This window comes from Vibrio sp. A1-1, assembly GCF_021728175.1.
In the GTDB taxonomy this organism is placed as follows: domain Bacteria; phylum Pseudomonadota; class Gammaproteobacteria; order Enterobacterales; family Vibrionaceae; genus Vibrio; species Vibrio diabolicus.
Window position 1 is genome coordinate 174,651 of the sequence record NZ_JAKKCL010000010.1, and the last position, 24,286, is coordinate 198,936.

22 protein-coding genes are annotated in these 24,286 nt (G+C 39.1%); 16 read left to right on the forward strand and 6 right to left on the reverse strand.

The features are described 5' to 3' along the window. Positions 1-54 precede the first annotated feature (54 nt). The 4 genes from L3V30_RS15470 to L3V30_RS15485 all read right to left on the reverse strand — a co-directional run bounded on the left by L3V30_RS15470 (position 55) and on the right by L3V30_RS15485 (position 3,967). On the reverse strand, positions 55-2,247 hold the full coding sequence (locus tag L3V30_RS15470) for a YjbH domain-containing protein (RefSeq protein WP_237309230.1): 2,193 nt from the start codon (positions 2,245-2,247) through the stop codon (positions 55-57). Then, positions 2,244-3,002, reverse strand: a complete 759-nt coding sequence (locus tag L3V30_RS15475; protein ID WP_237309231.1) for a capsule biosynthesis GfcC family protein — start codon at positions 3,000-3,002, stop codon at positions 2,244-2,246. Before L3V30_RS15475 ends, L3V30_RS15470 begins: the two co-directional genes overlap by 4 nt. After that, positions 2,999-3,679: a YjbF family lipoprotein gene (locus L3V30_RS15480; protein ID WP_237309232.1), complete on the reverse strand. Its 681-nt coding sequence runs from the start codon at positions 3,677-3,679 to the stop codon at positions 2,999-3,001. Before L3V30_RS15480 ends, L3V30_RS15475 begins: the two co-directional genes overlap by 4 nt. A 69-nt stretch (positions 3,680-3,748) precedes the next feature. Next, on the reverse strand, positions 3,749-3,967 hold the full coding sequence (locus L3V30_RS15485) for a hypothetical protein (RefSeq protein ID WP_005395817.1): 219 nt from the start codon (positions 3,965-3,967) through the stop codon (positions 3,749-3,751). 407 nt (positions 3,968-4,374) lie between these two features. On the opposite strand from L3V30_RS15485, the gene L3V30_RS15490 reads away from it, so the two are divergent. The 16 genes from L3V30_RS15490 (at position 4,375) to L3V30_RS15565 (ending at position 20,894) form a co-directional block, all read left to right on the forward strand. Continuing rightward, positions 4,375-4,893: a porin family protein gene (locus tag L3V30_RS15490; RefSeq protein WP_005395819.1), complete on the forward strand. Its 519-nt coding sequence runs from the start codon at positions 4,375-4,377 to the stop codon at positions 4,891-4,893. A 64-nt stretch (positions 4,894-4,957) separates the two neighbouring features. After that, positions 4,958-7,660 carry an SLBB domain-containing protein gene (locus L3V30_RS15495; RefSeq protein WP_005395821.1) on the forward strand — a complete coding sequence of 901 codons (2,703 nt, stop codon included), beginning with the start codon at positions 4,958-4,960 and terminating at the stop codon, positions 7,658-7,660. A 119-nt stretch (positions 7,661-7,779) separates the two neighbouring features. Then, positions 7,780-8,742, forward strand: a complete 963-nt coding sequence (locus L3V30_RS15500) for a Wzz/FepE/Etk N-terminal domain-containing protein (RefSeq protein WP_237309233.1) — start codon at positions 7,780-7,782, stop codon at positions 8,740-8,742. Between the two features lie 52 nt (positions 8,743-8,794). Next, complete coding sequence (gene rfbB, locus L3V30_RS15505) at positions 8,795-9,862, forward strand: dTDP-glucose 4,6-dehydratase (RefSeq protein WP_237309234.1); 1,068 nt, start codon at positions 8,795-8,797, stop codon at positions 9,860-9,862. Positions 9,863-9,864: 2 nt separating this feature from the next. Next, entirely contained in the window at positions 9,865-10,752 is an 888-nt protein-coding gene (rfbA, locus tag L3V30_RS15510; RefSeq protein ID WP_237309235.1) for a glucose-1-phosphate thymidylyltransferase RfbA, read from the forward strand. After that, positions 10,749-11,630 (forward strand): dTDP-4-dehydrorhamnose reductase, encoded by an 882-nt coding sequence (gene rfbD / locus L3V30_RS15515; RefSeq protein ID WP_237309236.1) that lies wholly within the window; start codon positions 10,749-10,751, stop codon positions 11,628-11,630. Before rfbA ends, rfbD begins: the two co-directional genes overlap by 4 nt. After that, a complete protein-coding gene (gene rfbC, locus L3V30_RS15520; RefSeq protein ID WP_237309237.1) occupies positions 11,627-12,178 on the forward strand; it encodes a dTDP-4-dehydrorhamnose 3,5-epimerase in 552 nt (183 codons plus the stop codon). The genes rfbD and rfbC overlap by 4 nt, the downstream gene beginning before the upstream one ends. Before the next feature lie 29 nt (positions 12,179-12,207). Continuing rightward, positions 12,208-12,780: an acyltransferase gene (locus tag L3V30_RS15525; RefSeq protein WP_237309238.1), complete on the forward strand. Its 573-nt coding sequence runs from the start codon at positions 12,208-12,210 to the stop codon at positions 12,778-12,780. Further along, entirely contained in the window at positions 12,767-13,894 is a 1,128-nt protein-coding gene (gene rffA / locus L3V30_RS15530; RefSeq protein ID WP_237309239.1) for a dTDP-4-amino-4,6-dideoxygalactose transaminase, read from the forward strand. Before L3V30_RS15525 ends, rffA begins: the two co-directional genes overlap by 14 nt. A 1-nt stretch (position 13,895) precedes the next feature. Beyond that, positions 13,896-15,407, forward strand: coding sequence for an O10 family O-antigen flippase (locus tag L3V30_RS15535; RefSeq protein ID WP_237309240.1), 1,512 nt, complete (start codon positions 13,896-13,898; stop codon positions 15,405-15,407). Continuing rightward, a complete protein-coding gene (locus L3V30_RS15540; protein WP_237309241.1) occupies positions 15,404-16,324 on the forward strand; it encodes a WavQ in 921 nt (306 codons plus the stop codon). The genes L3V30_RS15535 and L3V30_RS15540 overlap by 4 nt, the downstream gene beginning before the upstream one ends. A 7-nt stretch (positions 16,325-16,331) precedes the next feature. Continuing rightward, positions 16,332-17,138: a hypothetical protein gene (locus tag L3V30_RS15545; RefSeq protein ID WP_237309242.1), complete on the forward strand. Its 807-nt coding sequence runs from the start codon at positions 16,332-16,334 to the stop codon at positions 17,136-17,138. Beyond that, positions 17,138-18,091, forward strand: coding sequence for a D-glucuronyl C5-epimerase family protein (locus L3V30_RS15550; protein WP_237309243.1), 954 nt, complete (start codon positions 17,138-17,140; stop codon positions 18,089-18,091). Before L3V30_RS15545 ends, L3V30_RS15550 begins: the two co-directional genes overlap by 1 nt. Beyond that, positions 18,088-18,963, forward strand: a complete 876-nt coding sequence (locus L3V30_RS15555) for a glycosyltransferase (protein WP_258489621.1) — start codon at positions 18,088-18,090, stop codon at positions 18,961-18,963. Before L3V30_RS15550 ends, L3V30_RS15555 begins: the two co-directional genes overlap by 4 nt. Before the next feature lie 3 nt (positions 18,964-18,966). Further along, positions 18,967-20,133 carry a hypothetical protein gene (locus L3V30_RS15560; protein ID WP_237309245.1) on the forward strand — a complete coding sequence of 389 codons (1,167 nt, stop codon included), beginning with the start codon at positions 18,967-18,969 and terminating at the stop codon, positions 20,131-20,133. Between the two features lie 5 nt (positions 20,134-20,138). After that, complete coding sequence (locus L3V30_RS15565) at positions 20,139-20,894, forward strand: glycosyltransferase family 2 protein (RefSeq protein ID WP_237309246.1); 756 nt, start codon at positions 20,139-20,141, stop codon at positions 20,892-20,894. A 116-nt stretch (positions 20,895-21,010) separates the two neighbouring features. Here L3V30_RS15565 and L3V30_RS23965 read toward each other — a convergent pair whose 3' ends face one another. Continuing rightward, positions 21,011-22,018, reverse strand: coding sequence for a sugar transferase (locus L3V30_RS23965; protein WP_145533346.1), 1,008 nt, complete (start codon positions 22,016-22,018; stop codon positions 21,011-21,013). A 239-nt stretch (positions 22,019-22,257) separates the two neighbouring features. Next, complete coding sequence (locus L3V30_RS15575; RefSeq protein WP_237309247.1) at positions 22,258-23,574, reverse strand: MBL fold metallo-hydrolase; 1,317 nt, start codon at positions 23,572-23,574, stop codon at positions 22,258-22,260. Positions 23,575-24,286 lie beyond the last annotated feature (712 nt).

Genomic DNA, 24,286 nt, shown 5'->3' on the forward strand with positions numbered 1-24,286 from the left:
TATGACTCAGTATCTGGATATGAAAAGGGAGCCGCAGCTCCCTTGATTACTTTATTATTCCACATCCGAACGGTTAGGTCTTTGGTACCAAGGATTTCGTTCGTCGGTTAACTCAATTAAGCTGTATTTGCGGCCGAGCTTCTGCCCTCCGTCACGAGTAAGAGGCTGCCAACTAAAGTTCGCACGATTGTTACTTGGCTTAACGGTCATGATGTCAAACGGAATCGACAAGTAGAAACCTTTAGTAAAGCTACCTTCACCAAATTCGTCCGCAGACAAGTCTGTAAATGAGGCAAAGGCGCCAGCAATTACGCCACTCTTGAACTGCTTAGAAACATTGATTTGTGTACCAACATCGCCAGCTAGGAACTGACCAATATCGACTTGGATCATCAAATCTTGCAGGAATTCCCATTGAGGGTAGTAGTAACCAGATACAAAACCAGTGAATCCTTTATCAATAACTTGGAATGGACGTCCATATTCTGGCACGTTCTGCCATTTCTCACCGTAAACACCGAAGTAACTTTGTGGATCACGTTGAGAAATTAAGTTGACGTCAGCGCCAATCGCCCAGTTAGCTCCTTGTGGTCGGTAAAGAAACTCGGTACCGACTCCGGCAAACATGCTCTCCAGATAGCCAGCGTAGAATTGCTGGTCCATCGTATTGGAATACTCTTGGAACCAAGTCAATTGTAGGTTTGACATGGTTACAGTATGTTCATTTTGGTAAGCGCGGAACATGGTGCGAACACGAGGAACGGTAGTACCATCAGGTGGAGTGACATAGTTAAACTTATCGTAGTTGTTATACCAATCCCAGTATAAGGAGCCGCCAATTTCAAGGTTATCCGTCAGCCAGTATGAGGCATTACCGCTTAGTCCTACACTAAAGAGGTAGAAGTCTTCTGCGTTACCGAGAGTTTGAACAAGCTTCGGTGCAAAGCCCCAATCAAAACGCTCAAAACCATCATAGACAGATTCTCCACTAGGCTTATTGCTAGCTTTTTCGGTTGCATCTTCTATTTTCGGATTGATGTAATTAACTTGTGTAAAGTCGCGATATTTCTCTTTGGAAATAATCGTTTGTTCGCCGACTAAGCCTCGGCTGCGTTCATTGATCGCATAGGTATCAATATCGTCAGGCATTTCATTATGGAGTACAGCTGCCGCTTTTTCATGTGCCTCTGTACGGTCACGATATTTCTTCTGCTCACCAACGACAGTTACGGTGTTGTCATCAACATAAATGCGCGTGTTTTGGTAACCTGCAATTTTGTCTAAATCTTCTGTTACACGTTCCCAGTCAACATCAGACAGTTTTTCTGGCTGATTGCTTTCTACTTCTGGTGTTGGTGTGTCTCGCCAGAATGATGGCATGTCATTGAAATTAGTGTTTAGCGTTAAGCCCGCGACCAGCGTGTCTCCACGTTCATAACTTAAACGAAAATCGGCCATTCCTAGACGATAGAGCACACCAAAGTTCCATGGCGTGTGGGGAGACATATCTACACCGGCCTGAACTACAGGGTAGTCTGTGCTGTAATCGTTACCGTCGTATTCAAGCTTGAAGCGAAGAGGCTTATGAAGAGTTTGATATTCAATACCACCAAAAAGGGCAGCAGGGCCTTTAAAGGCTCTATCGAAGTTAGTTGTTCCGCCAGTAGATAGAAATTCTGAAGGTCTATCGCAGAATTTGTCTGATGCTTTACAAAAAGGGTTTGTGACCGTATCTCTAGTTCCTAGGTAGCCCCAGCCCATACCTAAAGTAAAATCAAAAGTACCTAATTTCGAATTAGAATATCGTTTTGTCGCCGCAAGAAACTCAGCATCAAAAAGACCAGTACCAGCAAAGTCTCGTACCCCTAGGGCGATTTCTGGCATGTATTCAGATTCTTCCCATAATCTAAATTTAAAATCTATCCCCTTGTCTGTATATTCATTGTCAACATCGGGGAAGGATGACGAATAAGGCAGATCGTGAACTCGAGTGTACCGGATAGTTGTTTCTAACCACGGCATGAGTTGCAGAGTCACATTGTAAAAAAGGTACTCATCACTACCTGTTACCGAAAAGTTGAATTCCCCTTCAGGAGCCATACGTCCGGTTGGCATCTGCATTAAGCCAACACCACCAAAGTCAGATTGAGAAGGCTGTAACGAGGGAGCCTCAAAGGGTATTTCTTGAGCCCAAACCAATGCTGGGCCCATTAAAGAAAGGGTTAAGCTTTTTCTAATTGGCATCATTGTGGTCTCTTTATGGAATTTGGTATCAGTTGAGTGAGTAGCCGGACAATATCTTGGTCCATTTCGGAGTATTCAAGATCACCAAACGGGACATATACCAATGTTAGAGGTGGTAAGTAATATTGTGTTGTTAACCAAGCTCCGTGATGCGGCTTAACTACATGACCATCTGGGTAGATCAACACTGGCGACGTTGATAACGTACCAATATTACTTTTCAAACTCTCTATTTGTGTCTGCAAAGGGATGCCTGCTTGCTCCTTAATGGAATACACGCTGTTTAGGTTTCCCAAGAAGTACACTTTTTCTTCGCGTAGAGGGCTTGCGAGCAGGTAATTGCCGCGCAACAGTGGGTTGTCGAATTTATTTAGTCGAATTTTATCAACATCGATCGCAGACAGTAAGCGTGGTGCAAACCTCTGCTTCTGAATGAATTTGTAGAATGGATGTGCAACCAAATTGTGTTGAATCATTTGATTGAGCACCGAGTTCTTTAAGGCGGTAGAGGTCTTATTGGCGCGTTCCGATTTATCAAACAAAGTCGTACCAAGAGGGTATTGCAGCGAGACGCTTTGCTCCTTAGCAAGTGCTAACACACTTTCTAAACGAGCCGGCCCTTGAAATTGTAGCTGCTTACCTACCTCCAATAACTCAACATTTAATGACTGTGTAGTAGAGGTTTCTGTTTGAGCGAAGCTATGTATGCTCAAAAATGGCATGATCAAACCGAATAATGTGAGTAGTCGCTTGCTCATGATTTGCTATACCCCTTTAAAATGGTTAACTCAACCGGAATCATATTTGGCCCTAGATGTTGTAAGATCTTAACAACCTGACCTTGTTCATTGACCCAATAGTAGTTTTCTACCGACTGAGAAAGGTTGCTAAACTCAACGACTTCTTTATATACGTCGGTCATGGTGTTAGAAATAGGTGTCGTCAACGTTTCTTTGCCTGCATAAAAGCGATTCACATTTGCAGGAAAGCCATAACGATATTGTTTTACCCAATCGTATGAGAGTGTGTAGCTCATGGAGGCTGAATCTGAAGAAAAATCTGGCACGTCACCATAAACACCCGCTAAGTCCCCATTTTGTAGACCTATCGTTTTGACGATATGCCCATTCTCCGTAACGATCATAGCTTTGTCAGCACTTACCCATTTCAGTTGTATTTTTCCATTGAGAGGGTTTCGTTCCGCAAAAGCTAAAACAACAAACACCTGTTTTTGATTTCCAAGTTTCAAATAGGCACTGGCATAAGGAACGGCATTTATTTCTTCTGATGTCATCTCGACATCGATGTAGTTACCGTAGGCTTCTTGGACGGTTGCTGAAACATCATTGAATTTCTGTGTGCAACCAAAGAGTACAAGGAGTAGTGGAAGAATGAGGAGTTGGCGTATCCATTTAGGTATTCGGAAGATATTCATTGATCCCTCTTACAAATAAAATCGCCCTGACTTAATCAGGGCGATTGGCTTCTGTTTTACAAAACGAAATTAGTTAGAAGTAGAAGTAGAAGTAGATGTTGAAGTAGATGTTGAGTCGCTATCTGACGCTGCAACTGCTACTACAGTTACTGCTGCTGCTGCACCTACACCTACAGCTGTAGTGCCAGTTGCTGACGCAGACGCAGCGCCTGTTGAGCCTGCTTCTTCTGCTGCAAATGCAGTTGATGCGCTTAGAGCCATAAGAATAGCTAGAGCTGTATTCTTCATTATTAATCCTTGTGTATCCGGTATAAAAACATCGATGTTTGGTAGCATAAAAAATGCTCCAAATTATATTCTAGATAAAAAAGCCTTAGCATGTAAATAGTTTCTTATTTTGCTATGGCTTACGATCTCATTTCTAACACCAGCGTGACATTGTGCGGTTATCTTGCTCCCTTGCTTGCTGATAAACTATCAAGAGTGCATAATTTGTCGGCCTATTTCCTCTAGCACTAGAGGCTTGGAGTCAATAGGTCGTTTTTACTTACACCATATAGAAAGCGATGATACAGTGGCTTACGCTCAACGCCTCAGGGCGGTAGCGTGCCAACTCTTCAGTATTTAATGGCCTGCATAGCACGCTTAACTTTGCTTTGGCAGCCCATATTATTACCAGTACTAGGGACTTTTACGTGATAAGAAAGCAGCATTGTTTAGGAATACTTAGTGCACTGGGCTTAAGCCTGAGTTCTTTTTCAGCGTCAGCCGATTTTTATGTTGGTGCGTTAGTGAGCTACTCAAATGCAGAATTGAAAAGCTCGTCTTCTGAGCCCGTAAAAGAGGGGAGTCCTTTCCTTCTTAGTGCGCAAGCAGGGTACTTCTTTAATGATTACATTGGTCTCGAAGGACGTTATGGGACATCAGTTCAACGTGACACTGGTCTTGCTGTTGATAGCGCTTTGAGCGGCTTTGTTAAGTTGAATATGCCGGTTTCAGAGCGAGTTGCACTTTATGGTTTAGCTGGGTATTCAAGCGTTCAGCTTGATCTACAAAATGTAGGTTCTCACAAAGAACAAGGATTTAGTTTTGGGTTAGGTATGCACTACGCTTTAAATAACCAAAGCGCAGTGATATTTGAGTTCGTTGATAACGTCTCTGAAGACCAAGTTCGCCTTAACTCGATTACATTGGGTTTTCAGCACCGTTTCTAATTTAAATACCTAGAGCTCAAACTTGGGGCTAGGGTCTTTTATTCAATTATTATAGTGACATACCATGTTTAAAGGATATTTCTCTATTGCCGCTTTTATATTGGCAAGTACGTTTGCGTCTTATTCAATGGCACAAACACCCACTCCAGAACAAATGAAAATGTTTCAAAATCTACCCGCCGACCAACAACAGGCCTTGGCGAGTAAATATGGTTTCTCCATTCCTTCTAGTTCATCTTCAAACAAGTCTCCTTACGAAAACCCGCAAGTAATCCAACCTAGAGCTGAATCTAGTGGCGCTGTATCTTCCAATATCGAAGAACAACGGCTCAAAAAAGGTGAGCAGGAAGAGCTTAAACGCTTTGGTTTAGATCTTTTTGCTGGTTCTCCAAGCACCTTTGCTCCGATCAGTGATGTTCCTGTGCCAGCAAATTACACAGTGGGTGCAGGTGATGAAATCATTGTGCAGTTGTTTGGTAAGGAGAATGAAACGCATCGTTTACGCGTAAATCGTGCGGGCACAATCAACTTCCCCTCACTTGGGCCAGTAAATGTTGCTGGCATGCACTTTTCCGATGTTCGAGACTCTCTGACACAACGTGTAAAAGAACAAATGATTGGTGTGCGCAGTGATATCTCATTAGGTGAACTACGTACCATGCAAGTGTTTGTCATGGGGGATGCATATAAGCCGGGAGCCTATACGGTTAGTGCGTTAACGACAATTTCACAAGCTATCTATTACAGTGGCGGTTTTGGTGAAAGTGGGGCACTAAGAGATATCCAACTAAAGCGTGATGGTAAAATCATTCGTAAGTTGGATATGTATGACCTGTTACTAAAAGGTGATGCAAGTAATGATGTGCGCTTACTACCGGATGATGTTGTGTTAATTGGTTCTGTTAACGAAACAGTGTCTATCGAAGGCGAGATCAACCGTCCTGCAATTTATGAAGTCAAGCAAGGTGAAACATACCAGCAACTTATTCAGATGGCTGGTGGTTTTACTGCGAATGCCCATGTCGAGCAATTAGAGATAAAACGCTACGCTTCACATGGCGCTCGTGAGGCTTTGACGCTTGATTTCAATAAAACGCAAGATCGACAGAGTAAAGTTAAAAATGGCGATGCCATCATGATCTTGAAAAAAAGCGAAGAGCTTACTCGTTACGTGCAGATAGAGGGGGATGTTCGTCATCCTGGCTATGTGGAATGGTACAATGGCCTTCGTGTTGCCGATCTTTTCAAATCTGTTGACTCAGCTTTTAATTCTACAGCTGATGTTAACTATGCCGTTGTGGTAAGAGAGGTTAATCCACAGCGTGATATTGAAGTGTTCCAACTAAGTTTAGCCAACGCAATTCTATCACCAGGTAGCCAAGACAACCTCCAGTTACAATCACGAGATCGTATATTGGTTTTCAACCGCTTTAATAACGAAGACTTGGATACATTGGCAACACAAGAGGCTGTTTCAAAAGCAAAAACATTGGAGCAAGCGCAAGAGCAAGCTGAGTTGGAACAACAGAAAGAGCAAGAAGTGATGAGCTCTTCTGTTGCCGTTTCGCATTCTGCAGACGGTATGGTTATCAACCAGAACACTACTGAGCAGGCGAAACCAGCTAAAATCATTTTCCGTGGTAAAGAGATTACAGAGGAAGACTTTGAAAAGCTGAAGCAAAATACTCGTCGCACTTTACTTGCCCCAGTGTTGTTACAACTTCAGCAGCAGTCTCGTTTAGGGCTAGCCCCTCAAATTGCTGAAGTCTTTGGTGAAGTGAAGCACCCAGGACGCTACCCGATTACTCCAAGAATGACGGTATCAACGCTTATTGAAGCAGCTGGTGGTTTGACTTACAACGCATTCACAATTAATGCAGAATTAGCACGAACCGCGATTAATAGTGCGGATGAGCGTGCGTATATTGATGTCGAGCGTATTGATTTGCGTAAAGCAATCCAAGGCAGTGCTTCAGACGATGCAATTATCGTAGGCCGAGATCGTTTGAACATCTTAGAAAAGCCAAATGTGAAGCTACAAAGCACAGTAACTCTACAGGGTGAAGTTCGCTTCCCTGGAACCTATACCGTGCGTCAAGGTGAAACCTTAAGTGAGTTATTGGACCGAGCTGGCGGTCTGACAGAGTTTGCTCACCCTCAAGGAGCAATATTTACGCGTGAAGCATTGCGTTTACAAGAGCAGAAGCTTTTAAACCAATACGCCGCAGATATGCGAAAAGAAACAGCGAAGAAGACGTTCCGAGCAGATAGCAATATAGGTTCTGTAATTTCAGACCCAGAAAAAACGTTAGCATTTGTTGAGGAAGCAAGTCGCAGCAAAGCTCTTGGCCGTATGGTGGTACAGTTAAATCGCATCTTAAAGGGTGAGCGTTCAGCTGATTTTATGCTAGAAGATGGAGACTTCCTCTTTGTTCCGACTTTCCGAAACACAGTATCAATCATGGGTGAAGTTCAGGTTCCAATTACTTACTTATTAGATAACAAACTTGACGTCGATGATTATCTGAACAAAGCGGGTGGAGCTAAGAAACAAGCAGACGAAGACCGTATTTTTGTAGTGCGTGCAGATGGTTCTGTATATAAGCCATCCTCTGGTTACTGGTTTGGAAATAACAAAGAAGGGTTAAAAGCTGGCGACACAATTGTTGTACCTATTGATACGGATTACCGCGATGCGTTGAGTACTTGGACTGCTGCGACGCAAATACTATATCAAACAGGTGTCGCGATTAATGCCATTAAGTAAATATTAATAAGAAGTGCGCACCGGTAAGCAAGATGTTGGGTTTGTGAGGAAATATCTTAACATAAATAACATTATTATTGTAATTAACGTAGTTTGGAGCAGTCTTGAATTGAAAAACGATGAATGATTTAGATAATGCCAACATGATGGAAATTCCATCAATACAGGCTTTGGATGACAAGGTTAGCTTAAAAGAATTGCTTTACGTAATTTGGCAAGGTAAATGGATTCTTATAAGTAGTACAATCATATTTGCAATTGCTTCAATTATATTTGCAATCAAGCAACCTGATATCTACAAAGCTGATGCTCTTTTAGCACCTTCTTATTCTTCAAGTTCAGGTGGCTTAGCAAATATGGCAAGTCAACTGGGAGGCTTAGCAGCTCTCGCTGGTGTCAATATAGGTGGTTCGGAAAAAAGTCAGACTGAGTTAGCTGTACAGGTAATTAAATCTCGTCAGTTTGTTGAGTCTTTTATTACACAACATGATTTGTTAGTTCCACTAATGGCTGTAAACAATTGGGATATGAAAGATGACAGGCTTATCATTGATTCTGACGTATATTCTGAAGGTACAGGTGAATGGCTTAGAGAGGCAAAAGGATTAAGGGGAAGGAAGCCTACCTTACAAGAAGCCTACGAAGTGTTCGTGAAAGAGGTATTTAATATTGAACAAGATAAAGATAGTGGCCTCTACTCTATATCAGTCAACTATTACTCACCTTTCATCGCAAAGGACTGGGTTACTTGGTTAATTAAAGATATAAATCGAAACATGAGAGAGCGGACAATCTCTGATACAAAGAAAAACTTACAATATTTACATGCTCAATTAGATAAAACATCGCTAGCAACTATGCAAGGTACGTTTTATAAGCTTATAGAAGAGCAAACGAAAAGTTTAATGTTAGCAGAAGTACAAGAAGAATTCGTGTTTAAAATTGTCGACCCTGCAGTAACTCCGGAAGTTAAGTCGAAGCCTAAACGTGCATTAATATGTATTATAGGAACTTTCTTAGGGGCTTCTTTTGGTTTAGCTATAATTCTATTAAATTTTGCGTTTAGAAGACATTTTAATTAGTGAAAGTATAAGCTAAGACTATCGACATTAGAAAATTAAAAGGTTAACAATAATGAAAATATTGATTACTGGTGGTTCGGGCTTTATTGGTAGTGCCGTTGTAAGATTTATTTTGGGTAACACAAATGATAGTGTTGTTAATTTAGACTGTTTAACATATGCCGGGAATGAAGAGTCAATTCCGGAGTCGAACTTATATGTAGACCGCTATGATTTTAGACAAGTAAATATTTGTGACATTGAATTAGTTCGAAAAGTTTTATTGGAAACAAAACCTGATGCGATTATGCATCTCGCGGCTGAGTCTCATGTGGATCGTTCTATAGATCGACCTAGTGATTTTATCCAAACTAACTTGGTTGGGACATTCAACATGTTAGAAGCGGCCCGTGAATATTGGGTCAGCCTTCCTGAAGAAAGAAAAAGTAATTTTCGATTCCACCATATCTCTACTGATGAAGTGTATGGTGATCTTGAGGGAACAAGTGACTTATTTACAGAAAACACTTCTTATAAGCCAAGTAGTCCTTACTCTGCTAGTAAAGCGGGTTCAGATCACCTCGTAAGGGCTTGGGGAAGAACTTATGGTTTACCGATACTTGTAACGAACTGTTCTAACAATTACGGACCTTACCATTTCCCGGAAAAATTAATACCTCATATGATCCTAAATGCTCTCGATGGAAAGGCATTGCCAGTATACGGTGATGGAAATCAGGTTCGAGATTGGTTGTTTGTTGAAGATCATGCTCGCGCTCTTTACACAGTAGTGACCGAAGGAAAAATTGGGGAAACTTATAATATTGGTGGTCACAACGAAAAGAAAAATATCGAAGTGGTCAAGAGCATATGTGAGTTATTGGATGAATTAGCTCCAAACAAACCAAAAGGTATTACGAAATATCAGGACTTAATTACATATGTGAAAGATCGGCCGGGTCACGATGTTCGTTATGCTATCGATGCATCGAAAATCGAAAGAGAGCTCGGGTGGAGACCTGAAGAAAGCTTTGAGAGCGGAATTAGGAAAACAGTGGAATGGTACCTGAATAACCAGCATTGGTGGCAAAGAGTATTATCGGGAGACTATAAGCTAGCTCGTTTTGGAAAGGGAGAGTAAATGTGAAAGGCATCGTTCTCGCAGGAGGTTCTGGTACAAGGCTTTACCCTTTGACTCGTGGAGCCTCTAAGCAAATGCTACCTATTTACGATAAGCCAATGGTTTATTACCCGGTATCAACGTTGATGTTAGCTGGAATCAAAGATATCCTCATCATCACTACACCTGAAGATCAAGCTGGATTTGTTCGTTTGCTGGGTGACGGTTCGGATTACGGTGTCAACATTGAGTATGCCGTGCAACCGACGCCCGACGGCTTAGCCCAAGCCTTTATTATCGGGGAAGATTTTATTGGTGATGACTCCGTCTGCTTGGTTTTGGGTGACAACATCTTCTATGGTCAATCGTTTTCTACAACGTTAAAGAATGCGGCAGAAAGAAAACACGGAGCGACGGTCTTTGGTTACAGAGTAAAAGATCCAGAGCGTTTTGGTGTTGTCGAATTTGACGATAATCACAAGGCTGTGTCCATCGAAGAAAAACCAAAGGAGCCTAAATCAGACTACGCCGTAACTGGATTGTATTTCTATGATAATAGAGTTGTAGATTGGGCTAAAAAAGTAAAGCCTTCAGAGCGAGGTGAACTTGAGATAACTTCTCTGAATCAGATGTATCTAGAAGACGGTAGCTTAAATGTAGAGCTGTTGGGACGTGGCTTTGCATGGCTTGACACAGGTACACATGAAAGTCTGCATGAAGCATCATCATTTGTCCAAACAATTGAGAACGTGCAGGGATTAAAGGTTGCATGCTTGGAAGAAATAGCTTGGAGAAATGGTTGGTTGTCGGATGAAAAGATGCTAGAGCTTGCCAAGCCGATGATGAAGAATGAGTATGGGCAGTATCTGTGTCGCTTGGTTCAAGGTGAGCGCAAAAGGGGCTCGCAATGAGGGTAATGATAGTTGGTGCGAAAGGTCAGGTTGGTCAATGTTTGTCAAGGGCGCTGCAAAACAGAAAAGAAGTAGAGGTATTTGAGTACGATAAGGAGCTTCTTGACATCTCCGACTTTCGTTTAGTTGATGAAACAGTTCGAGAGGTTTCACCAAATGTAATATTCAATACTGCTGCTTATACCGCTGTTGATAAAGCGGAAAGTGAAGCCGATCTTTGTTACAAAATTAATGCTGATGGTCCTAAGAATCTAGCTATTGCTTCAGAGCGATATAATAGTCTATTACTCCATATCTCGACTGATTATGTGTTTGATGGTGATAAAGTAACGCCTTATTTGGAGAGTGATACCCCAAATCCTCAATCAATTTATGGGAAAAGTAAATTGGCAGGTGAGGAAGCTGTAAGAGCGTATTGTAAAAGATATATAATATTGCGAACAGCATGGGTGTTTAGTGAATACGGCAGAAACTTTGTCAAAACAATGTTGGAGTTAACCACAATTCGTAATGACTTGAATATTGTCGGTGACCAATATGGCGGGCCTACTTATGCAGGTGATATTGCAGATGCGTTGATAAAACTGATGAGCAAGAGTGATGATTTTAATGAAGAAATGAGCGGCATATATCATTTCTCAGGTGAGCCTCATGTGAGTTGGTATGACTTTGCTAATGAAATATTTGCAAGAGCATATCAGGAGCAATTAATTACAGCCTTGCCTCATGTTTCGAATATTACAACTGCACAATACCCTACGCCAGCTAAGCGGCCCCTTAATTCTATGCTTGATTGCGGTAGAATTTTTAAGGACTTTAGCATTAAAGTTAGTGATTGGCGTTCAGCGTTAACAAACTTAAAAGACTACAAAAAATGAAAGTCATTGAGACATCTATACCTGATGTGAAAATTATTGAGCCTGAAGTTTTTGGTGATGAACGCGGCTTTTTTATGGAAACTTGGCAACAAGAGAAGTTTGAAAAAGAAGTCACACATCAAAAAACAGAGTTTGTACAAGACAATCATTCTAAGTCCAAGAAAGGGATATTAAGAGGTTTGCATCTTCAAACCGAAAACACACAAGGCAAGCTTGTTCGAGTAATCTCTGGTGAAGTGTTTGATGTCGCCGTGGATTTGAGAAGAGGTTCTGATACATTTGGTGAGTGGGTTGGAGTATACCTCTCTGAAGCAAACAAGTGCCAACTGTGGATTCCAGAAGGCTTTGCTCATGGCTTTTATGTGACGAGTGATGTGGCTGAGTTTGTATATAAGTGTACGGATTATTACAACCCTAAATCTGAGATTACAATCGCTTGGAATGATGAAACATTAAATATAGATTGGCCCATTTCATCTGCTCCTATATTATCCAGTAAGGATACTGTGGGATTGAATTTAGATGAGTACAAGAAACTATACAAGTAAAGATATGTAATTCCAAAAAGGATAATGTAATGGCGTACTTAAACGAAGAGCAACTCAATAAATTGGGTTTTAAAAAGATTGGAAAGAATGTAAAGATCAGTGACAAAGCTTCTATATATAACCCAGAGTTAATTGAAATAGGTGACTTTTCTAGAGTTGATGATTTTTGTGTCTTATCTGGAAAAATTACAATGGGAAGAAATGTGCACATTGCACCTCACTGTCTTGTTGCTGGAGGGGAACCTGGTGTTGAACTAGATGACTTTTCCGGCTTGGCTTATTTTGTCCAGGTTTTTAGTCAATCGGATGACTACTCTGGTGAAACAATGACCAATCCAACAGTGCCAAGTATATATCGTAAAGAAATTAAAAAGAAAACAAGTATTGGTAAGCATTCAATTGTTGGAGCGGGCTCTGTTGTTCTACCGGGTGTTAGGCTTTCTGAGGGAACTTCGGTTGGTGCAAAGAGCTTAGTTAGAAAATCTACCGAAGAATGGTCTATTTACTTGGGCAATCCCGCAAAAAGGTTGAAAGCAAGAAGCCGGAACCTTATAGAATTAGAAAAAAAGTTTTTGGAAGAAGAAAGAAATGATACCATTTAACAAACCGCCTATTACTGGAAAAGAGTTACATTATATTGACCAGGCCATGAAAAGCCAAAAATTATGTGGAGACGGTTACTTTGGGTTAGATTGTCAGAAATGGTTTGAAAAAAAGCTTTCAGCAAAAAAAACTCTTTTTACTCCTTCTTGCACTCATGCTTTAGAGTTAGCCGCATTGCTAGTAAATATTAAAGAGGGTGATGAGGTTATTGTTCCAAGCTATACATTTGTTAGTAGTGCTAATCCATTCGTTCTTAGAGGAGCCAAAATTGTTTTTGTTGATATTCGTCCGGACACTATGAATATAGATGAAAACCTGATCGAAGCAGCAATTACGAGTAAAACAAAGGCTATAGTACCAGTTCATTATGCAGGTGTAGCTTGTGAAATGGACACAATTATGGAGCTAGCAGAAAAATATAATCTTTTTGTCATTGAAGATGCCGCGCAAGGAGTTAACTCTTTCTACAAAAACAAACCTTTAGGAACAATTGGTCATTTAGGTGCATTTAGTTTTCATGAAACAAAAAATTATTCTAGTGGTGGTGAGGGCGGCCTCTTAGTTATTAATGATGAACGTTTCAAAGAAAGAGCGGAGATTATACGAGAAAAAGGGACGAATCGTAGCCAATTTTTTAGAGGCATGGTCGATAAATATAGTTGGGTCGATCTTGGTAGTAGTTTCCTCCCATCAGAGATCCAAGCAGCTTATCTGCGTGCACAGCTAGACTACTTTGAAGCGATCAATGAAAGAAGGCTGACAATATGGAAAACGTACTACGGTTCGTTAAGCAAACTTAAAGAAAATGGCTTAATTGAACTGCCATATGTACCTTCTTATTGTACTCATAATGCGCATATGTTCTATATAAAACTAAAAGATATTAACGAGAGAACAAAATTAATTGAACATATGAAGGCAAATGGAATTATATCTGTGTTTCATTACATTCCATTACACAGCTCAGTTGCTGGGAAAAAATTCTCAAGATTTTCTGGTGATGATCTATATACGACAAGAGAGAGTGAGCGATTACTGAGATTGCCAATTTTCTATAACATGAAAGATGAAGAAGTAGATATGGTAATTGAAACAATAAAAAGCTTCTACTGAAATGAAATTTACAACTATAGGTGCTGTGTACTTATCAAAAGTATATAGTGCGCTTATTGCTGTTCTACTAATACCTTTCGTTATAGATGAAGTCGGATATGAGGCCTACGGTTTAGTAGGCCTATTTACAGTGATACAAGCCTGTCTTAATATTTTAGATGTTGGAGTTAGTGGAGTATTAACCCGACAGTCAATTACGTCTAGAACCAGTAAGCACAAATACCAAGAATTCATTAAGTTATTTAATAAAGTTATTCGAGTCTTTATTGTAATATCAATTTCTGTATCTGTTATAGGAATAGTGATAGCTAACCTATATGGAACAGAATGGCTGAAGACTGGTTTGGATGAAAGCAGTGTGGTTTTTTGTTTGTCATCCATGTTTTGTGTTTTCGCTATTAAGTACATTCAAGGCCCTTTTAAAAGCATTCTTTTATCAAGCGAAAAACACAAGTTAATATCTGCAATAAACTTTGTATATATAACATTATCTCAGCCGTTTGCATTGTTGATTATAAAAAATGTTAGTAATGATATTAGCTCGTACTTTATCGTTCAGATAGTAGCAGTGAGTGTGGCTAGCGTACTATTTGTCTATTTTGGGGGAGTTTATAAGCGTAAAGTAATTGAGACGTTACCAGAATCTACTGAAGAACATGAGCCGAGTTCTAGTTTAAAAGAAGTCCTATATTTCGCCGTTCAACTTTCTTTTTTATCTGTTTTGTGGATCGCTGTAAATCAATCTGACAAGCTAGTATTAACAGCGACAATGGAGTTGAAAGAATATACATTTTATAGTGTTGCTTTTTCTGTAACAGCTCTTTTGACGGTATTAAGTGAGCCAGTAAGCCAATTACTTCAGCCGAGGCTCACTAGGTTGATAAATGACGAAAAATATGATGAATACGGAAGTCTTTTTTATAAGTTCTTTCAAGTTATATCTGTGATTTCAGTATCGTTAGCTTCTTTTATGTTCTTTCATGGAGAGAGGTTGCTATATATTTGGAGTGGGGATGTTTTCTTATCTGAAAAATCTTTTCAATATTTACCTTGGATTTTTGCTGGTTCAACCTTTACGGTATTGTCTAATTTTTGCTTTCTGTTTAGATACAGTACTGGCCAGTTAGGAATGCATACAAAAGTATATGCGGCTTATAGTTTTCTAGTTATACCTTCTAACGTTATAATAGCAACATTATACTTGGCCAATGGTATGGCTGTTTTTTATGCTGTGACATCTACAACATTGTTTTTCATATGGAGTGGTTACAATTTTGTAAAGTACTTTTCGAATGGATATAAGTTTTTTACCCATACTCTAATACCCTCGATTTCTTTTTCTGTTTTATATTTTTATATTTTCAGTGAGCTTATTTCTTTTCCAGAAAAGCGTTTTCTTCAGTTTTCTATTCTTACCATTCAGGGTGTGATATGTGTAATTCTGTTATTAACAGTCCAGTATCTTATGTCAAAAAAAGTGCATGTTAGTTTGAATTGGAGAGGTAGTAATTGAAAGTTTTTATATATGCACCTGATTACGATTGCAATAGTGGTGGTAGTGTAGTGTTGCACCGCCTGTGTCATCTGATAAATCAAGTTGAAGGACACGACGCATACTTAGTACCTAGGAAGGCAGAAAGGATTAAGTTCAATAGTAAGAAAGAGTTTGTATCAAGTGTTAAAAAGGCCCTATCGGTAACCATCAAAAGGTTTAGAAAGATTAAGGTTCATCCAGCCTGGCATACTCCTGTTTGTATGGCATCACAAGTCAAAGAAAGTAATGCTGTAGTTTTATACCCCGAGTTTACTTTTGGTAATCCTCTTAACGCAAAAAATGTTGTCAGATGGTTTCTACATCAACCTGGTCATTTTCATCGTGAATTTCAGTTTGGTGCTGGAGAGCTTTACTTTAAGTTTAACTCCGGGATCAAAGACTTCGAGTATTGCTATTCAAAGACATCAAGTCATGAACTTAAAGTAATCTACTATCCCTTAGATATTTACAATACAAAAGGGGTAGAGGAGCGTACGATTGAGAGTCATATTGTCAGAAAGGGGTCTAAAAAAAATAAAGTTCATAAAGATAACTCAGTTCCTATAGATGGTATGTCACATCATGAAGTCGCAGAAATCTTAAAGAAAAGTAAAAGGTTTGTATCCTATGATGATTACACCGCTTACTCTCTATTTGCTGTATTGTGTGGTTGTGAATCTGTAGTCGTTCCAAATAATAACATGACAAAGGAGCAATGGTACCCAAATGAAACTGATCGATATGGCTTGGCTTATGGCTTTGATGATTCAGAGTTAGAATGGGCAAGTAAAACTATGCATAAAGTCTTAGAGCATATTGAGCAAGAACACAGAAAATCTTTTGACAGCGTGCGTTCATTCCTGTGTGAAACTAAAAAGCACTTTAATCTGATTTAAAACAAATATGAATACATATAAACTCATCTTAATTGTTACCCATAATAAGGATCCACATTCGATCCCCACAATCAACAGCCTTAGACAGCTGGGAATGCTTACTTGTAAGGAATACAAAACAGTTGTCTGGGTTAATGAGTCCGGTCTGACTAATGTACAGTTAGAGGGGGTTGATGTTATTTTATCGGATATTAATGAGAGTTTAAGTTGTATCTATAATGAAATAATTCACAATAGGTATAAAGGTTATGAGAGCGTAACAATTTTTGATGATGATACTGATATAAGTGACAGGACCTTCTTTGAACATAAAAATGTCACTGGCCCCTATGTAATTGCTCCTACTGTCACCTACAACGGTGAAAAGGTTTATCCGATAAAAATTAATGATAATAGCATTATTGATAATGACGAGTATATCTCAGGAGTGAAATCAATAAACAGTGGGTTAACCATTAATAGAGAAGCTGTTGATATTTTGAAGAAGAAGTATGGATGTGTATTTGATTCAAGGTTTAGTTTTTATGGAGTTGATTTCTCTCTTTTTTATCGTTTAAATGAAAATCGTGAAATAACAATAAATCAAATTGGTAATATTGAACACTCATTGTCAAGACTTGAATCTAGCTATGAAATAAATTCCTTTCGATGGAAACAGAAGATTTTTGAAAACATTTTGATGGTTAGAAACTATCCTAAGTATAATTCAAAAATCATTCTGTTTAAGGTTTTAGTGAAGTTATTAATGAGCTTGAATGTTTCCACAATTAAAGAGGCATTAAAAGTGATGTTAGATAATAAGAGTTGTATGTAATGAACAAGATCTTTTTTTATATCAAGAAGCTATATAACGATATTTTTAATCCTCTTATATATGATTATGTGAAATTCAATAAGGAACTGAAAAAATATTACTTCCTCAAGTATAATATCGACGATATGTTGGCTCATAGAAGTCAACGATTCCACTTTGACAATAAAGGCATCCCTGTAATTCCTCATTATGTGGATTCCAGTTCAGGAAGTTCAATGCATTACTTTCCGATAGCTATTGGTCAAATGGCACTGGCATATCTACATCAGTATTGGGATGAACAAGATGAATCAGCTAAAGAGAGATTTATCAATATTTCAGATTGGTTTGTGGAGAATCAAACAGAGGAAGGATTCTGGCTCGCTTATACTAACGTTGATAAATTCCATGTAAAGTCTCCTTGGAAATCAGCGATGGCTCAATCACGAGCGATCTCTGTTTTACTGAGGGCATATGATTTAACAGGAAAAGAAAAATATCTTAACAGTGCTAAGCGTGCGTTTGATACTATGATAGATAGCGAGTCAGACATCAGTTGTATGTTGCCGGAGGGTCGATTTTATCTCGAATATCCAAGTATTAAGCCCCCGAAAGTGCTAAATGGTTTCATGTTTTCTATTTTTGGCATAATAGATTTTGCTTATTTTACTAATGATAAGCAAGCATACAAAGTATTAGACGAATGTTTGGATTCTCTATCTTCTATTCTAGAAAAATATGATACAGGAAAGTGGACCACTTATGATTTAAATCATATTGAATATGAGGAACGCATTCGACCTTGTACGGTCCACTATCAATTTATACACGTAAATCAGCTTAAAGCATTATATTATGTGACGGGTCGTAAAGAATTAATGGACACTGCGGTTGAATGGGAAAATTACTACAAAAATAAGTCTAATTTGATCTCAGTTTATTATAATAAATTTAGAGGCATCTTTAAGCTATGAGTTTGTTGACTGCAATCATACCTCATTATAACTCGTTCGAATCATTGGATCATCTTTTATTGGATTTGACTTCAGTTGATGGAGTCAGTTTAATCGTAATTGATGACTCAAGTAATGATCAATCCAGTTTAAAGGCTTTAAAGCTCAAGTACAGCACGGTAAATTTCTTATCAAATGAAGGAGAAAATAGTGCTGGTACCTGTAGAAATATTGGTCTTAAAAACGTTAAATCTGATTGGGTTACGTTCATAGATGCAGATGATAAAGTAAATGTCATCGAATTAAAGAAAATTATCAATCAGCTTCAACAGTATCATATTTACGATATTTTATTTAGCTGTCCCTCCTCAGTAAAGATCGATGGTAACCCGAGTAACAGAACTATGGCTTATAGCTATCTTTATAAAAAAGCCAAGTTAGGTATCGATGATATTTTATATTGGTTTCATGTACCATGGTCTAAGATTTATAGAACCAGTTTTTTAAGAACTAATAATATTAAATTTTCAGAGACATTGGTATCTAACGACGTGATTTTTTCTCTTACAGCCGGAGTTTTTTGCCAAAAATATAAGTTACTCAATGAAAATTTCTATACTGTTGTTGAGTCATCAACATCTCTTACTAGTGTTAAGACAAGATCAAATGACAGAATCTTGACAAGAATAGGTGTTCTTGAAGAGTACAACTCTATTTTAGATAGGCATAAGAAGAGCGCGTACAAAATCCCAAGATTTATATATATTGTAAAATTGCCGTTTGTAAGTGCTATGCAATACATTTTTGAAAAAGGTATTTTTGCACTATTTTCGGATTTTTCAGTTTATTACCTTTATGATAAGTTAAAACGACTGGTTATTAAGGCAAAATAACAAGTGTCAACACTATTATTATTAATTCTATTCCGATTAAACTCTTCTGTAGATGCCTTGAATAGAATATTCGACCTACTAATTATGCTGTCATTTATAGTGGTCTATTTTTTTGGAAAAGGCGAAGTAAAGGCACGTCACGCAGCATACTTGTTCCTCGTTTTTACAGTAATGTTTGCTTCTTTTTATACAGGCCTAATAGAAGGGCGATCTCTTGTTTCTCGAGATCTCTTTGAGTTTTTTAGGCCAATTCTTTACTTCTTTGTTTTTTCTGTTTTTTATTCCAACGAACCTATCCCACAATCAAAATTAAATAAGATATTGATACTCTATCTGTGTATACAGGCTTCCTTTATTATTTTGCAAATTATATTTCCAGGATTAATGAAGAGTTCGATGGTAAGTATCTTATATTCAGCCGAGAAAGTAAGTGGTGGTTTAGGTAGGGTCACTGGGTTATCTGGAAACCCAAACACTTTGGCAATCTGTTTGTCTTTAGTATATTTTTATTTCGTATCCCTATATGTAAAGAAACGTAATCATATCATGATATCTGTGATTGCACTTTTGCACCTAATGATGTTAGTCGCGACAACTTCTAGGGGGGTAACCTTAATTGTCTTGATGCTATATGCACTAGTGGTTTTGTTTTATTACCCTATTATTTACAAGGCAATAGTTGTAGGGCTAGCGTTCTCCATTAGCGGTTTTATTCTATATTACTTGACGAGTAATCCCTACTTTAACCAATTGATTCAACATATAATATCTGGCGATATTCAAGCAATACCATCTGTATATAAACGAATGGAGCACTTCCAATTATTGATCGATATTATGCAGGAAAATTACTTATTCTCTATGGGAGCAAATAAGTATTTAGCCAATGTTGGTGATAATGTTTATATATTTTGGTTTTCACAATGGGGTGCAGTTGGTTTGTTATTCCATTTGATCTTTGTTATTTGGCTTTTTTCTTTGCACTTTATTCATAGAAATATCTATTCTTTTACTCTATTGTTAGGGACAGTGTTACTTATTATTGCAGGTGTCGTATACGATACATTTTACAACATAATCTACATGCCAATACTGTTATTTTTTGCAGCGGCTTCTTATCAGCAATTCGAACGAACATTTAATATACCTAACACAGTAAGCCAGAAGTAACTACTATGAATAATCTCGTTTCTATAATAACACCACTTTATAACTCAGTAGAGTTTTTAGAGGACACTTATAAGTCGATAGTTTCTCAAACTTATTCAAATTGGGAATGGGTCGTTACCGATGATATGTCTACTGATGGTAGTTGGGAGTTGCTAAGATCACTAGCCGAAAAAGACTCAAGAATTGTTACTTTTAGAAATAATAAAAACCTTGGGGCCGGTGCTAGTCGAAATGCTGCAATTGAGAAGGCAAGAGGTCGCTTTATCGCATTTCTTGATGCGGATGATTTATGGGTGGAAACGAAGCTCTCCGATCAGATAAACTTTATGCTTGAAAATCAATACTCATTCACCTATACCCACTACAGCCGTTTTAATAGTGAAGAAGAGCTAAGTGTTGTAACTGCACCAGAATATACAACGTACAAAAAACTCATGTACAGTAACGTTATCGGATGTCTAACTGCAGTTTATGACACACAGGCACTAGGTAAGCGCTATATGCCGCTTATTCGTAAACGTCAGGATATGGGATTGTGGTTAGATATACTGAAAGATACTCCCAAAGCTTACTGTCTACCTAAGCCATTAGCAAAGTATCGGATGGATAGTGGTATGACAGCTAACAAATTTAGCGTTTTGTCATATCAATGGAAGTTCTATAGAGACGTAGTAGGTTTGAGTTTGCCAAGAAGTCTATTTACATTTTCTGTCTATGCCGTTAAAGGTACGATGAAACACCGAACTAAGCGCAAGTCTTAGTCTCGCAAATCTCCGTAGAACCTAGTAACCACAAAATACGCATACAAAAAGAGCAGCTACCGTAAGGCGCTGCTCTTTTTTATACCTACGATCCGTTCGGTTGAATTCGCCGTTTTCTAGCGCCCCATCCCAAACAACACTGTTTTAATCGTAAGGAAAAGAATCTTCACTTCCATCATCCAGTTTTGGTGTTTGATGTAGTAGATATCGTATTTATGCTTCCAAATAGCATCTTCTACCGATGCGCCATAAGGGTATTTTACTTGGGCTAGACCAGTTACCCCTGGTTTAACGGCGTGACGAAAGCGGTAGTAAGGAATGGCTTTTTCCAATTCAGAGATGAACACCTCGCGTTCTGGACGAGGACCAACCATCGACATCTCTCCCTTTAATACATTGATTAACTGAGGGAGCTCATCTATGCGAGTTTTACGAATAAAACAGCCGACTTTCGTTACGCGAGCGTCGTTCTTGGTCGCCCATTGGGCACCGTTCTTTTCCGCATCGTTTCGCATCGAGCGAAACTTGATCACTTCAAATTCTTCATTATATTGGCCAGTGCGACGCTGCTTAAAGAATACCGGGCCTGGTGACTCAAGCTTAATGAGCAGTGCCGTAATAAGCCCTACTGGGATAGCAACCCATGACAGCATAAAAACAAACAAGAGATCGATGAAGCGCTTTTGCCAGCTGTTCTTACGATTAGAGAGGATAGAAAAAGCTTTTTGGTGTAAGAAGTAGCCGCTATGCAAGAGCTCAGTTTCAGTGTAGCCAAGTGAACGATCAAAGTAGCTCACTAGAGGCTCAACCCAAGCACCTAGTTCTGTCGCAGCTACAAGAAACGCTTGCTGCTCAGGGTTTAGATGTGAGCTTTTGAAGTGGCAAAGCGTTTTACTCTTGAAATCCCTAAGAGCATAGTTATTAACTTGTGCGTTAATCTCAGGGTGTCTCTTAAGTACTTGAGCAATCTTTGCTTCGTCTTCTTTTGGACAGTAGATATAAAGGCAAGCGTCGGTTTCACTTGCGGATAACTCGTCCAATGCTGATGTTATGCTGATAGAATTATTTTTAGTTAATTCAGAAGCTTCTCGTTCTTGAAGCGTGTCGCTCATACTGTCTGTCATAGGAATGGAATAAGTTGTTTTCGACTAGCCAATTGCTTACAAGTCGGCGATTATAATTTAATTCGTATAGAAATTATATCCCTTAATCCAGAACATGCTTGTAACTTTGTTAATTTTCTTGAACCTGAGTCCTTACTTATGGCTTGTTTTTGAATCTTGACGTAACTATATCAATGAATTCAACAAACTATGTTTGCGATATATTATGTTGCCTCGAAATTAAATGATTATCTAATTCACTATATTACACAGTTATATCCGAGGTTGATGAGTTTTTGATAAAGCGCTTTTTTCGAATCTTCCTCACCATGTATAAGGTGAACCTCTTTAGGAGGAGTAGGAATGGCAGTTACAAATTGTAGTAAGTCGTTCATGTCGGCATGCGCAGAGTAGCCTGACATCGTATGAACTTGAGCTTTCACTTTCACGCGCTTACCTTCAATCAATACACTTTCTTCTCCATCCTGGATACGCCGACCTAAAGTCCCTTCCGCTTGATAGCCAGCAAATAGAACATCATTTCTTTCATCAGGTAGTAAGGCTTCCAAATAATTGACGACACGGCCACCTTCACACATTCCGGAGGCTGCAACCACGATAGCGGCTTCTGATGTACTTGCGAGACGGTTAACGAGCTGTAAATGGTCTGCGTGGCTTTCGATCGTAATGCATTGGTCAAACGCGAGAGGGTGTCGATGATGATCGAGTCGCTCTTTCGCTTCAGATCCCCAAAGTTTTTTTAATTGGCGATAGGTATTGGTCACCTTTTTAGCCAAAGGAGAGTCGAGAATAATAGGCAGTGAATCTTGCAAAGCGTGCTCATGCATAAGCTGCTCTATATCAAAGAGTAACTCTTGGGTTCTCCCGACACTAAAAGCTGGTATCACAATTACGCCACCATCCCTAAGTGCGTGCTCAATAATAGAAAGTAATCGCCTGCTGCGAGACTCTACATCCTCGTGAGTTTTATTGCCGTAAGTCGACTCGATAAACAGGTAGTCAGCTTTTTCCGGTGATAACGGATCCGGTAGGAGAGGTGTGTTGCGAGGTCCCAAATCCCCGGAGAAAACAACAACCTCTTGGTTTGATAAATGAAATTCAACATATGCTGAGCCTAAAATGTGCCCAGCAGGTTGAAAGCGAAGAGAAGTACTCTCTTCTATTTCTACCCACACTGAGTAAGGACAAGGACGAATAAGCGCTCGAATAAAATCGAGCACTTTCTCTCTTTGATGACGCCGCATACCCAATTGGAGCTTTAAACCATCTTCTAACATAAGCGGCACGAGCTCAGCGGTGGCTTCCGTACAGTAGATAGGGCCCTTATAGCCAGCTGCTAATAGCCAAGGCAGCCTACCAATATGATCGATATGAGAATGGGTCAGCACTACCGCTTTGAGATGAGCGATAGAAAAATCGATACCCCAACTCTGCTGCTGAGCATTGTCTTGGCCTTGTAGCAAACCACAGTCGATCAGCATACTTCCATTTTGTAACACGAGCTCGTGACAAGAGCCAGTAACCGTATTTTTCCCACCGTGGTGCAGTACTTTCATAACAAAACGACGCTTTTATCTTTGCTAGCTTACGCTTGTGAGTATCTATTTTACACATAGTCAAACCTCACTACTTGGCAGCGATTCGGTAAATCGCTCAGTAGGTAGGTAGGGTAAGCAGGCAGATAGTGAATAAGTGAGCGTATTGTAGGCAAGCAAAATAGGAGAAAGAAAATGGCAAAACTGAAAGTTTAGAGAGACTTAGATATTCGTCATAAATTTGACTACGTTTCATTGCAACCGCTTGTGATGCAATTCATATTATTGCAACTATTTTTATTTAAGCTTTTGGAATCAGCGTCACTGGCTGTTTAGTGCTCGTTGGGTAAATGGGTGTCTGATAATTATAATTTTATAAAACACGCCACATTTATGACGGAATAAGTGTCAGAAAAAAGACATTTTTTTGTAAGCTTTTTACACGTTCTACTTTTAGTTGCAACGTGTTTACTATACAATTCGTCTCCTGTTTGGAAATGCAACCGTTCACATTACGTGCAAAAACTTGCTTCTAGGAGCCAAACCTAGGGGCGGTAGCGTGCCCAAATCATCGGTGAAGCCTCCTTCCTAATAAAAGAAAGAGGTCAGGGCAAGATCATGAAAACCCCTTATGGAATAAGGGATGACGTGAAGTCATATTTTCACTAATTAGATACTGAAGTCACAATAATCTCAATACATCCAAGATCGATTTGATGATCAGATTTAGGTG